The following is a 12,717-nucleotide window of genomic DNA, read 5'->3' on the forward strand; positions in this document are numbered from 1 at the left end:
AAGCCCTACAATGAGGGCCACTCGGTAATTATTTAACCACTTTCAAATAACTAGGTGCTTCATCGGGACGTAGTGGCACCTTGGTACTGTGACCCAAAGTTTCTGCTCGCAGTGCACTGACGTGATTGAATACCGTTTTAACACCATAGTATTGGTCCATATCCTTATCAGCTTCCAATAAGTCTCCCAACTCAAGCATCAGATAATAAGCAGTATTTTGAATTTTTTCAGGTACTTGCTCCTCAGGTTCTCCTTTGATAAAGAAGCTTCGAAGCCAAAACTCAGCGCGATTGCAGCCATGTCCTTGCACAATCATGCCCACAGCCAGCGCCATGGCAATCATCATTAATACAATAAAAATTAGTATGGGTTGCATCCTGTTGCTTCCTCCACATAGATAAAATGATGCGCTACGCATGTAAGTCTGCAGGGGTATCTAAAAGTTCCCCTCACGCACACGATTGTAGGTGTATTAGTGACTACCATTCCGTGGCATACATTGACTTCGCAGCCTTAATGGCAACGCAAGTGAACAGGGGCTTTATCTTTATAATTCTTATATAACCCAAGTTGTTTACCCCGAAAAATCTTATCATCCGAGGTTTAATACAGGCGCTTTTTCGTGTCAGTAATATTGCAGGCTGATGAACGATGGTCATTATATCCATAGAACATCCATTGATGCATATTATTACTTTCTCCTGTTTTTATACTGACAGTTACGCGGTACTGATTGATAAATCACAGAAATGTTAATTAACATATAAAAATATGTCAATGTAAAATACGCTCAACAATGAAACCATCGCTCAGCTTTACACCTCTAAAACATCAACTTAAACTATTGAAAATAAAAACAATATAACACTTATTGCTTTACTAATTTGCTTATTGTTCAGGCTCATTTATATGTGGATAAGCGATATCATAGCTATTGTAAAAGCGCTTGGTTATGCACCATGAGAGGAACAAGGCAACTCAACTTACCTTACCACCTCGTTGAGCCAACAGCGCCCCCACTTGAAATAACAGCTCATGATGTTCCACAGGCTTTGCCACATAACCATCAAAACCTACCTGCTCGTATAAACGCTTATCTTCTTCATACGCGTTTGCCGTAAAGGCAATAATTGGCACCTCTGGGACCAGTTGCTTGATCTGCTTACAGGCCTCAACACCATCCATTTGCGGCATTTGAATGTCCATTAGGATCAGGCTTGGTGTATGTGATTTAACCGCCTCAATTGCTTCAAGACCATTATTGACTAGAGTGATATGTGCTTTCGTTGGGGCTAGCATAGCCTTAACTACAACTTGATTAATATCATTGTCTTCTGCAATCAGAATATCAACGCCCGTCAGCTCTAAAACTGGCATTTCTAATGATGCAGCTTTTGGTTTTTGGTGTGATTTGAGCAACGGTAGAGTGACATTAAATACACTGCCCTTACTGGGTTCACTTTGTACATCAATACTACCATGCATCATACTAACCAATGAGTGAGTAATCGCTAACCCTAGGCCCGTACCTCCATATTTGCGAGTAGTAGATTTATCGGCCTGCTCGAATCGTTGGAATAAGCGGCTTTTCTCTGCTTCACTCATGCCAATACCACTATCTATGATATGAAATACCAGATGTTCACTTTGCGGCAGCTCACGGATCAATACCTCAACTTGTCCTTCAGAGGTAAACTTAATGGCATTGGATACTAGATTCAGCAAGATTTGACGCACGCGAACCTCATCTCCAAGCCAGTAATCGCTCAGCACATCAATATCAAACCTTAGGCCAATATCCTTTGAAAATGCGATCACCGACAGTTCGGATTTGAGGTTTTCAACTAGCCGCATAATGCTAAATGGCTGTTCTTCTAGCGTTAGCTTGCCAGCTTCTATTTTGGAAAAGTCTAAAATATCGTTAATGATGGTGCGCAAAGCTTTGACCGAATAAATCCCTTTTTCTAGCAACTCTTGCCCTTGAGGTCGCAAAGGCTCAGCTTTTAGCAGCTGTAACGTACCATATAAACCATTCATGGGCGTTCTGATCTCATGGCTCATATTTGCCAAGAACGCTGATTTTGCATTAGTTGCTTGCTCAGCCTGCTCTTTGGCCTCAGAAAGCGCCCTTTCATGGTTAAGTTGCTCAGTCAAGTCATAAGCTATGCCTAAGAATCCAAACACTCGCTGCTGTTCATCAACCAATGCTGTAATACTCAGCCGTACCTGAATATGCTTGCCATTTTTTGTGACATAGGTCCAGCGGTTGGTATCGATTACCCCAGTTTTTGCCTTAGCAACAAAACACTCAAAACCAGGGGCTATATCCATGCCCAGCTCTTTGCTCAGCTCTTTACCATGCTCTATAACTTCACTTTCCAAATGAAATAGAGCCGGGCTAGCCTGAGAGACTAACTCACTTGCCTGATAACCAAGTAACTGCTCAGCCGCTGGATTAAATAGGGTGATAACGCCTTGCTCGTCAGTGGCGATAATGGCATAACTTGCAGAAGTTAAAATGCTCTGTTGTAACATATTGGTTTCACTGACCTGCTTAGTGCGCAGTGCAACCTCTTGCTCCAAATGAAGATTAGCTTGTTCCAGCGCCACACCTTTTGCTTTTGCGGCTTCTAAGTGCTGTTGTTTAAGCTGACGTTTTTTCAGTAGTACTGATTGAATACTGAATACCAAAATGGCCAGTAATAATGACAAGCTAATCACTAAAACAACTGACCGTATAGGACTCTCTAGCTCAAGTCTGTAAATAAACGCAGGGGTAGCGCTTAAAGACAATTGCCAATGGCGGCCAAAAAGCGCAATGCTCTTGTTCTGACTATATTCGCTCAGCTGGTGGTTTTTATTTCCATGGGTGAAAAAGACAATGCCCTCATCAGGTGTCACATCCGAAATAGACATCACAATATCGTCACTTAGCGAACGCATTGATGAGAGGATTTCATCAATTAAAATAGGCGCATAACTCCAACCAATGACATTATCCAATCGCTCACTGGCTTTAAATGAAACATCAGCGCGATATATCGCCATTAAAATTAAAAAGCCTTGCTGCGTTTTGTTGTTCGCCTGAACCAAGGTAATGGGGGCCGTTAACCGAGGTTCGTCACTCATGGCAGCCTCCAACGCGGCACGTCGGCGCATCGACTCCGAACCAATATCCAAACCCACAGCACTGGCATTACGTCGCTCTGGTTCAATAAATTGAATGATAAAGCGACTTTTATCGTGGGGTGTAAGTTGTTTTATTTGGAAGGATTTATCAGGTCTTTGTTGTTTTGCTTGCTGCACAAATTCTGCTTGTTCATGTGGCTGTACTAAACGGATCACTCCCATGCCTCTAGCCCCAGGAAACTCTCTAGTGAAATCTCTAGCACTCATGTAACGCTGCATTGCAGCGTAGTCAAAGTTGGCTTCTCCCGTTGCCGAAAACGCGCCTCTTAAACCAATGATACCGTATTGATATAACGCAACACGCTGCTGAACCCCCTCTGTTATGTGTTCTAGCCGACTACGTACCGCCTGTTCTATTTTTTGCTGGCGTAAATACTGCTGCTCTTCAAACTGCACCTTGGCGTAAAGCAGGCCAACGACCATGATCAAGACAGGTAAGAGCATTGCTTTGAATAATGATATTGGCTCTCTTACTGTTTGCTTGACGGCATTTTCCATGTTTTGAGTTCTCTGTGGCCACTATGTGACACCTAAGTAATGAAGGGCTGATCGAAGTTAATTTGAGTATAGAATCAACGTATCACAATGCCAAACCAGATCTCTCACACTCAAAAGTGCATAAGAGCAAAAACATCAATCAGTGATTTGTTGTACAGGTTGCCGCATTACCCTTTTTACAATAATGATAATCTAGAAAATATTGAGACTGAGATGGCATTTTTGCTTTCATGAGCACATCAAATAGCAAACTCGCGCCCAGCTTTCCCATCGCAAATGGGTTTTGGCCAATATTTTCAGTCGATAACCCCTGTGTTAAGGCTTTTAATTGCACATTTTCTGTATCTGCAGACACAATGGTTAATGTGCCATTGGCAATCTGATCTTTGAACGGAGTCAATGCTTCAATATAGTCGTCGTTAAATTGCGCAAAACCCGCAACAGCCAGAAATATAGGAGGTTTTGGCTGCTTAATGATATTTAATAACTGACTCAGCGCATCCCCTCGACGCCCCATAGTATAAAGCGGGCAGCGTTCATACTCACGCCAACCATGACTCACTGACAGGCTCGCCTTTTCATTCCCAAATAGCGCATGCCTCACGCCTCGAATGCGTTCATTAAGATTAGGTGTAGTTTGATGACCCGACTGAATACATACATCTTGTAATGGCGTCGCTTTGTATTTTTTGACTACCTCCCCCAACGCTTTGCCAAAATCAAAGTTATTGGTACCAACGTAGGCCAGTCGATATGCATGATGCTGGGTCAGTAAATCTGAATCAAAGGTGATCACAGGGATACCTTTTTCTTTGGCTGCTTTAAGCGCTCCTTCAACCAAGTAGGTCGAGTCTGTTGTGGAAATCAATAACCCATCAATATCTTGCTCCACTAACTCCTTTACTATCAAAACCTGAGTACGCACATCTTGATAGTCATCTGCGCCTTCATAAATACATTCAAAGTTTACATGTTGTTTGGCAAATGCCTGACAGCCATGAAATGACTGCTCATAAAACGTATCGTTTTTAGTTTTACCCACTACCGCAATTTTTATTTGCGCCACAGCGTTAAACGCCAGACCCAGCATAACTAGCACAGCCAGCTTTACTTGTTTTTGTTTTATCATGGATTTTTAACACTTGCCGCACAACCAATGAAGCAACAGCAACACTTTAGTTAACAAAATATAACTATAACTCAAACATCAGGTTAATAAAGTGATTATTGCATCAAGCTATCGCTTTCTTCTATCAATATGTAACCCATCGATAAAGCTGAACGAAAATCAAACAAAGGTTGCATTTTTATGCTTAACTTACTGTTAAATATGATTTTCTAACTCTTGTAAAACAACAATCAAAGGAATGTATATGACGATGCACCACTATCTACTATCCCCCCTGCTTTGCTTGTTACTCTTCAGTAGCGTGTGTACCGCAGCTCCAAAGCTCTCTGGAAATCTCCCAGAACAACAACCTAAAGAACAACGCAAAAAAAAGGATGAACAACCTCCCCCTCAGGAGTCATTTTTCAAGAATATTCAACCCTATGAAGGAACCGAAATATACGTAGACTATGGTCGGGGCAATGATTTAGATGGTGCACTGGATGTGCAATACAGTTTTAAATACATTTTTGGCAGAGATATGAGCTTTGAAAAAGAAGGTGACTTCGACTGGAATGTCGCATTCTCTTTCTCGGGAGAGTTTGATTTTTATCTAAGCACACGCAACTCAGGCCCCGTTGTGGGTAGGCGCTACAATCCCGGGCTACAATTTGCGTGGGGCACCGTAAAACGCGATGGTGTTATAGAGTGGCGCCTGTCTTTGGAGCACGAATCTAACGGGCAAACAACCGATTCTCTGCCGACATTATTGAGCATTGCCAGAGACAACAAAGCTGAAAATGCACAGGATCATCCAAACATAGATAGTAATTATTACCTAAAAATGGCGACTGAAACAGTCAGTCGTGGCAGTGACTTTATCGCATTAGGGGGTGTCTATCGCGTCAACTTAAATAATATCGCATATCAAGATTGCCACTCAAATATCTCCTGCTTCGACGTTCATCTTAAATTTAGAAAGATACTAGGAGAGCCTGAAGACGCAGTGTTTTGGGACGTCGCCAAAAGACACGATAAACTAGAAGATTACCAAGGCACTGACATTACTTTGGTCAGCCAATTTGTGATTGAAGATAGGATCTTTAAGCTGCTCGGTGGGCCAAGTACGCTATCACTAAGATATCGCTCAGGAGAAATCTGGGGTGGCGACATAGGCACTAATAATACGTTTGATTTGAGTTTTACTTCACACCTACACGTAACCTATGAAGTCCAATTGCCCATAATCTTCTCATACCATGCGGGATACCTTGAAGAGCTGTATAAATACTCCGAAAAAGCCCATTACCTCAGAATAGGATTTGCGTTGAACTTTTAGGGGGTGAGCAAGGTTAATACTCTATAACCCACCAAATATCATGTGTTTGGTGGGTTTTTCACAAACCTGTTAGGTAGAAGCGTTCATACTCCTCCCTGTCATATGCCTCCTACCAGCCTTCTAAAGCGCAAACTTCAGCCTTGCGGCGAAAGCCTGCACCTATTCGGCAAATTCTCAGTAGCAAAAACACAATATCAACCTATCCTTAACATCAGCCTGAGTAGTCTATCGTTCGCACTTTGAGTTTCTCTCAACAATACCTAGCTTTAAATGTCCTCAGCCATTTGGCGACAAAGATGAGCCTACATAGCAAAGAAATCAAAATGACCAACGATGCTGTTCACTGCCCAGAAGAATGACTCAAAGTTTGCAAAAGACTTTTGACTAAAAGGATATAACGATGAACACACAAAGCTTATTGTTACGGATAAGTATAGTTGCCACTGTTGTAGCGCTATCAAGCAGTTGTTCGGACTCTGATAAAATAGTAGACACACCCTCAGCATCACAACCCTCAGCACAAAAAACGTTTTCACACTTTGGCCCCTATCAAGCGCTACCAACCTGGTCTGATTGGTGTCCAGTAAATGAAGCCCCTGATAAATGCAGCTCGTCACTGCTTAAAGCAGTGCAAAATCAAAATGCAGATAGCCGCAAAACCGTGCGCGCACATGGGTGGCAGCTATGGGCTGGGATCTCGTCGCCACTGGATAACTCGGGTTACGATAGCAAAACCAATACTTCAACCATGTTTGGCACTAAAAGTTGCTGGGCTGAAAATACCAACAAACAACCTGCATGCAGTGGTTTATTCCCTCTGTGGCTTAGCTGGCCTAATACAGGCTTGCCCTACACCCCTAAAGCTCATAAAGCTTTGGGAGCAACCAATTCAGATGAAGCAGGCTCCAGTATCGCAGGGCTGATCCAAATTAATCGCAATTTTTCAGAAACTAATTCAGCTGATGTGTCCAACTTCATGCTGGATGCACAAGCAACCACGCAAGATCCTGACCCAACAAAGACGCAAACGGTGAATACGGTTGGTACTATTCCAACCTACAAAGTGCCCGCACTTGCTATTGTGAAGCAATGCGGACTTTCTGAAGATAAAGTGAAACCCGAATTAGTTATTGCCTATGATCCGAAGGGATCCGATACAACCAAATTAGCAGCTTGGGAAAAACTCAATAGGCTTTGTACTGAACAGGGCAAACCCGACATAATCTGCCCAAATACCAGTGGCATTTGCGATGGCACCGCGTTTGTTAATCAAGGAGATGTGATGATTGCCACTGAGTCATTAACCACTCAAGCATGGAATGCAATACAAAATAATAAGCTATACGCTGGCACATCGACGCTTGAAAACCTCTATGCCAAAGATGACGAAAATGTGGCGGCCAATGAAGTCGCTAGCTGGTTTAACAACAAGTTTATTTCTACCAAACATATGTTTTGGCCAGTAAAAGGCTGTAACCCTAACGCCAAGCAAAACGAGCAGGGCTGCCGAGTTCGTTATGGTGCACTGCCTCCTTGGGTACCTAAAAACTTCAAAGACAAAAGCTATGCAACCAATGCCGACTATCTCGGCTATGAAAAGTGGGGTGAAGTGGTCGCCATAGATACCTGTGGTAAAGAGTGTACCGCAGCACCTAGCGCGACCTTAAAGCTTGCTCATGTGGAAGGCGCATCGGCTATCACCACGAACTCTCCTAGCGTATATAAAGTGCAAGATTTTATGCACTTACAAGTGTCTGAAGAAACACTAAACAACGCCTTTACCGCCACCGACAGAGCCTTGCTAGATCAAGCCACCATATGGGCCTATGGCGATGACTCCAAAGGCTTTGAGCCAGGTGACTTTTTGGTCGTGGTTGCCATGCATGTGAATACCAAAGAAATAGCAACATGGGCATTTCAAAGTGTTTGGTGGAGCCCAATGGATGACAGCTCAAATGATTGCCCAGTTGATAAATACAATCACTGTTTTGGTCAAGCTGATGTCTACCAAGCAACGGCATTCAAATACTCTGGTCTTAACGAAAAAATGGTCACTTCATTGGATGAAAAGGTAGGGACCACATGGCGCGCCAATTACTTACTAACAGATAGCTACGGCATCAACTATGAAATTGATGGTGCACAAGTCGTTGCTAGCAATTACTTCAAGGGTACTCCGCCAAAATGGGCGACACAAAGACCAGATGGCGACACTATAGCCCTACTGCCAGTGGCGATGAACCCTTACATAGAACCAGTTATTCATCCTCTGGGCACAAACTGCCAAAACTGTCACCGTAGAGCAGGTATCGTTAACACCCCACCTAACCAAGGCGAATACTCCGCAGGAGTTGGCAGAGCCAACTATCAAAACGCACAATGCCCCAGCCTGTTAGCAGACTACAAAATGCCAGATAACGACCCATGCATGTTAAAACCATGGGCATGGAATCAAAACAAGCAGTGGGATAAACCCGCCAACAACGATTGCCAAGAAAAAGATGGAACCTTATGTAAAGACAAACAAGCCTATCCAATCGTTAACACCGACTTATCTTGGTTTGTGGCCGATGGACACGTACAACAAGCGAAATAACGGTTGGCTTAACTTACCCAAATAGGCCCATAGACACCATATAAATATGTGGTGTCTGGGGGTTTGGTAGGCGTTTTTTAATCATCTCCAGACAAAAAAGCACATCAGGTTTAAGAACTCCCTCTGATGAATTAACACACTTATAGCCGCAGTAGTGTTTAAACCACTCTGTTCAGCAGTTTATTATAGTTGTCAAATATGAGCACTCTTTATTCCTTTTTTACGGTTCAAAGTGCCACTTATTCAAAGCAATTGAAACGCTCACTCTGTCTGTCATTTCACAAGTTCAATAAACTCACTGCGCCGCCATATGACAACGGCAAGAATAGCCAGAGGTAATATAACAAACGCCCCTATTGTTTCTAATAAAGCACTATCTCTAAATAAAAACACGAAGGCGACAGCAGGAATGGTCATTAAACTGAAAATACGGTACATCGGCCCGGACTCTGTTCGATACACCAGCGCAGTTCTACAATCAGGGCAATTGAATGTTTTGCCATCAATTCTGTCTATTGGCGCACTTACTTTAGCTATCGGAAACTTCCACCCGCAAGCCGGACACCTTCTCGAACGTTCATGTTCTTTATTATTCATCGTCTTGCCTCTCGTAAAAAGCAGACATATCAACCATACATGCCTGTCCGCTTTTTGAAGATGTTAAACTGTAGGCTGTTGCTGACTCGCTCCAACCTATTCCTACACCGACGTTAGGAATACCAAACAATGCCCTCTTGTAGTGGAGGGTGTATGTTTTATTCGTAAATGAACGACGCATAGGTTTAAGTACCTGACAGACTAGCACTTACACCTCTCATTGATTTTTCAAAAGTAATTGGGAAAAATTTTAAGGTTTTAAAAGTAACTAGCTGACTGTGTTTTAAATATTGATTCAAGTATGCATCAGAAAACATCTCAAGCTCATTTCGTTTTCTAAGGCTATTTTGCTTTTTTTCATTATCTGGATAAGCTAGTAAATAAGTGGCTAACTGAAATCTAAACACCCAATATTGTACTAATGCCTCTGGATATTTGTTCGAATTAGGGCTAACAGTTTGCTTGGCCACATCCCTTAGAACAGACTTAACTGACTTTTGAACACTAGACTCTCCAATAACCTTTGATTTAATTTCTAGGGGCTTTGCCATGTCATGAATAATAACAGCCTTAATCAATAACACCTGTAAACGTGACAACCTTAAACCTTCTTTCCTATTTTGTATCTCTATTATGTCTTGAATGAATTTGGTTTTTCTTTGTAATTCAATGCCTGATTTAAATGAGGAGTGACCTAGAATCGATTCAATCACCTCATCATCAGATATGCTTTCAGCCCTGCTAAGAGATATAGGATTTAGCTTTAGGGGGGTCTCATATGCAGTTTTGGCAACAACTTGGCACGATTTATTTCTAAATTCAGCCACTCTCAAAATCAAAGCAGCATAAAGCGAAAAATCCAACCTTTCACCTCCTTGATAAGCTTTATCTTTTATCTTCTGAGCCCATAAGGAATTAAATGTATTTATATCCGATTTTAAATCTGGTGCGATAAAGTCACTCTCGATAAAATCGGAGTGAACCATTCGTTTAATCATGCTAGCCATATCTTCACCCACTTCGGCTATGGTTATGCTCAGGCTATTAGCAACCTCAAAGTATTCTTGTGGCATTGAGAAAGTTAGATATGTCAGTATTTCATCCAATATAGATGAATTATCAATCGCTCTGTCAACCGTTATGAGGGGATATTCAGCACGATACTCAAATTCTGCTTTGCCCGAAAACGGCTTCATTAAAAAGCTAATTATTTTAGAGTTATACTGTTTCATGATGCGATAAAATAAAGTAATAACTTTGTATGCAAGACTCTTATCTTGAGCCAAGTAGAGCTTGAATTGTACGCCTGTTAGAGCAGTTATCATTTTTTTTATGTCTTTTACATTACCTTCTGTGTCTTCTCCCCCATATTTTTCATTTAGATACGAAAAAAAGTCTTTTTCACTTTCGCAAGGTATGGGTTCTATAGAGCCAAGTTCATAACCCGAGTCATAGATCACAATTTTATCTTCATCACTCAAATAGCGATGATAAATTGACCTATGCAGATATTCACCACCTGAAGGACCAATAAACCGACCGCCTTGAGTACATCTATATTTCAAAAAGTCTGGAGACCTCAAAAAAGTCTTCAAACCTTCTTTTGTATTGTCAAGCTTGTGCTTTGCTAGACTATTGGCAATCAGTTTTTCGTAGATAGCTTCATGCATTGTCTTGTCCTTAAGTAGCAGGAATCGATTTACCAGTTTGGCTTTTTTGGTCGTTAATAAGCGCCTTAGTTTGTTCCTTGGTTACACCCACTTTCGTTTTGCAATCATCATATAATTTATTAAACCCTTCAACCTGTTCCGCGGTGTAACTTGTACCTGACTTGCTATTTTCTTCAAGTTGAACTGCTATGGTCTTCGATGAGACCCCTTTTGAGCTCATTTTATTGATCCTATGTAAAGTTGAACCGGCTCTACTCGCTGGGTTACTAAGCATATCAATCATATCCGATGCAATATTTTCAATCTTACTCATATTAATTTCTCTCTGGTTATTCCTGCGAAATTGCAGTAGATGTACTGTAGCGAAGAGGTAGTTTCATTTAAGGGGGAGATTTTATAAAAACTAAATTAAGCGACCATCTGCCAAGGGAGCTGCTTTTCATGTCAAAAATGTCTCTCAAGCGCGAGTATTTCTGTCATTCTCGGCTCTTCAAATGAGCTGACATATGTAGCTTGTAGTGCAAAGTAGGGAAGATCTCGCGAGGAAGGAGCGTGTGCGAACCGAACTGTGGAACCGAACTGTGGACAGTCACTCTAAACTTGAAACCTTGAGTGCTTTGTCTAAGCTTTAATTCTTCAATTTTATAATCAATTCTAAGTTCAAGGAGTGAACGATGGGATTAGCAAGGAAGCGGCAAATCAGTTTGTCAGATACACCTTATTATCACTGTGTGTCACGCTGTGTTCGCCGCGCATTTTTATGCGGAGAAGATAAGCTGACGGGTAAATCATATGAACATCGCCGCGGCTGGGTAGAGCAGCGTTTACTGTTCTTAGCGAAGGTGTTTTGCATCGATGTGTGTGCTTTTGCAGTCATGAGTAATCACACCCATGTAGTGTTGTATATAGATGCTGAAAAAGCACAGAGGTTGAGTGACAAAGCGGTGTTACTACGCTGGCACAAGCTGTTTAAAGGCTCAAAGCGTGCTCTGATGTACTTACAAGGAGAGTGCTTAGATGAAGGTCAGCGCTTCTTTTTAGACAAAGAGATAAAAGAATACAGAAACAGACTCTCAAGCATCAGTTGGTTTATGCGTGTCCTTAATGAAAACATCGCGCGCAGGGCGAATAAAGAAGATAAATGCACAGGTCATTTTTGGGAAGGGCGGTTCAAAAGCTAAGCGCTATTAGATGACGCGGCTCTAATGGCCTGTATGGCCTATATAGATTTAAACCCTATCAGGGCGGAGATGGCAAAAACACCAGAAGACTCAGCTCATACCAGTATTAAACTACGTTGCCAACATGCAAAAGCAGGTAAACAACCAAAACAGCTTGCACGCTTTGCGGGTAGTCCCAGAAAACATATACCAAAGGGTTTGCCATTCGAACTTAAATCTTACTTACAGCTTGTTGAGCTCACAGGTAAATGTATTCGCTTAGACAAACGTGGCTACATAGAAGAACATGAAGCGCCCATCTTGCAACGATTAAACATTCAAGCTTACAACTGGATAAAGCTCACAACGCAATTTGAAAAGGTGTTTCATGGCGCAGTAGGTAAAACACATAATCTTGATGTGTACTGTGAGCGACAACAGCATAAACGGCGACGAAGTATCAAAATTAGTGAAGCGCTATTTTCCTAATATCCAGCTAGCAATTATCCACACCAAGCGGGATATGCTGTAACAGGCAGGGACCATTGCGTTTAACACAT

Annotated in this window: 9 protein-coding genes and 1 pseudogene; 3 read left to right on the plus strand and 7 right to left on the minus strand. The window is 42.0% G+C overall.

Features of this window, described 5'->3' with window-relative positions:
- Positions 1-28 precede the first annotated feature (28 nt).
- From BIW53_RS01965 to BIW53_RS01980, 3 genes are all read right to left on the minus strand, one after another.
- Positions 29-376 carry a hypothetical protein gene (locus BIW53_RS01965; protein ID WP_070990127.1) on the minus strand — a complete coding sequence of 116 codons (348 nt, stop codon included), beginning with the start codon at positions 374-376 and terminating at the stop codon, positions 29-31.
- A gap of 602 nt (positions 377-978) precedes the next feature.
- The gene (locus BIW53_RS01975) at positions 979-3,687 is read right to left on the minus strand and encodes a CHASE domain-containing protein (RefSeq protein WP_070990130.1); all 2,709 of its coding nucleotides are present in this window, start codon (positions 3,685-3,687) and stop codon (positions 979-981) included.
- A gap of 139 nt (positions 3,688-3,826) precedes the next feature.
- Complete coding sequence (locus tag BIW53_RS01980) at positions 3,827-4,816, minus strand: substrate-binding domain-containing protein (protein ID WP_070990132.1); 990 nt, start codon at positions 4,814-4,816, stop codon at positions 3,827-3,829.
- A 244-nt stretch (positions 4,817-5,060) separates the two neighbouring features.
- On the opposite strand from BIW53_RS01980, the gene BIW53_RS01985 reads away from it, so the two are divergent.
- Together BIW53_RS01985 and BIW53_RS01990 are read left to right on the plus strand one after the other, a co-directional pair.
- The gene (locus BIW53_RS01985; RefSeq protein ID WP_070990135.1) at positions 5,061-6,134 is read left to right on the plus strand and encodes a hypothetical protein; all 1,074 of its coding nucleotides are present in this window, start codon (positions 5,061-5,063) and stop codon (positions 6,132-6,134) included.
- A gap of 400 nt (positions 6,135-6,534) precedes the next feature.
- The gene (locus BIW53_RS01990) at positions 6,535-8,730 is read left to right on the plus strand and encodes a hypothetical protein (protein ID WP_070990137.1); all 2,196 of its coding nucleotides are present in this window, start codon (positions 6,535-6,537) and stop codon (positions 8,728-8,730) included.
- A 273-nt stretch (positions 8,731-9,003) separates the two neighbouring features.
- Here the strand turns inward: BIW53_RS01990 and BIW53_RS01995 are convergent, their stop codons facing one another.
- From BIW53_RS01995 to BIW53_RS02005, 4 genes are read right to left on the minus strand one after another with little or no spacing between them, the layout of a single operon-like run.
- A complete protein-coding gene (locus BIW53_RS01995) occupies positions 9,004-9,327 on the minus strand; it encodes a hypothetical protein (RefSeq protein ID WP_070990139.1) in 324 nt (107 codons plus the stop codon).
- The gene (locus BIW53_RS20640) at positions 9,320-9,508 is read right to left on the minus strand and encodes a hypothetical protein (protein ID WP_139158760.1); all 189 of its coding nucleotides are present in this window, start codon (positions 9,506-9,508) and stop codon (positions 9,320-9,322) included. The genes BIW53_RS01995 and BIW53_RS20640 overlap by 8 nt, the downstream gene beginning before the upstream one ends.
- A gap of 4 nt (positions 9,509-9,512) precedes the next feature.
- The gene (locus BIW53_RS02000; RefSeq protein ID WP_070990141.1) at positions 9,513-10,997 is read right to left on the minus strand and encodes a hypothetical protein; all 1,485 of its coding nucleotides are present in this window, start codon (positions 10,995-10,997) and stop codon (positions 9,513-9,515) included.
- A 10-nt stretch (positions 10,998-11,007) separates the two neighbouring features.
- Positions 11,008-11,310 carry a hypothetical protein gene (locus BIW53_RS02005; RefSeq protein ID WP_070990143.1) on the minus strand — a complete coding sequence of 101 codons (303 nt, stop codon included), beginning with the start codon at positions 11,308-11,310 and terminating at the stop codon, positions 11,008-11,010.
- A gap of 361 nt (positions 11,311-11,671) precedes the next feature.
- Between BIW53_RS02005 and BIW53_RS02010 the strand changes: the two are divergent.
- Positions 11,672-12,646, plus strand: a pseudogene (locus BIW53_RS02010) (transposase).
- Positions 12,647-12,717 lie beyond the last annotated feature (71 nt).

It is taken from the genome of Pseudoalteromonas byunsanensis, from assembly GCF_001854475.1.
Classification (GTDB): domain Bacteria; phylum Pseudomonadota; class Gammaproteobacteria; order Enterobacterales; family Alteromonadaceae; genus Pseudoalteromonas; species Pseudoalteromonas byunsanensis.

What these genes read in the sequence shown, in the direction of transcription:
- BIW53_RS01965 (WP_070990127.1), bottom strand. Translation starts at nt 376, where the DNA reads ATGCAACCCATACTAATTTTTATTGTATTAATGATGATTGCCATGGCG.
- BIW53_RS01975 (WP_070990130.1), bottom strand. Translation starts at nt 3,687, where the DNA reads ATGGAAAATGCCGTCAAGCAAACAGTAAGAGAGCCAATATCATTATTC.
- BIW53_RS01980 (WP_070990132.1), bottom strand. Translation starts at nt 4,816, where the DNA reads ATGATAAAACAAAAACAAGTAAAGCTGGCTGTGCTAGTTATGCTGGGT.
- BIW53_RS01985 (WP_070990135.1), top strand. Translation starts at nt 5,061, where the DNA reads ATGACGATGCACCACTATCTACTATCCCCCCTGCTTTGCTTGTTACTC.
- BIW53_RS01990 (WP_070990137.1), top strand. Translation starts at nt 6,535, where the DNA reads ATGAACACACAAAGCTTATTGTTACGGATAAGTATAGTTGCCACTGTT.
- BIW53_RS01995 (WP_070990139.1), bottom strand. Translation starts at nt 9,327, where the DNA reads ATGAATAATAAAGAACATGAACGTTCGAGAAGGTGTCCGGCTTGCGGG.
- BIW53_RS20640 (WP_139158760.1), bottom strand. Translation starts at nt 9,508, where the DNA reads ATGCGTCGTTCATTTACGAATAAAACATACACCCTCCACTACAAGAGG.
- BIW53_RS02000 (WP_070990141.1), bottom strand. Translation starts at nt 10,997, where the DNA reads ATGCATGAAGCTATCTACGAAAAACTGATTGCCAATAGTCTAGCAAAG.
- BIW53_RS02005 (WP_070990143.1), bottom strand. Translation starts at nt 11,310, where the DNA reads ATGAGTAAGATTGAAAATATTGCATCGGATATGATTGATATGCTTAGT.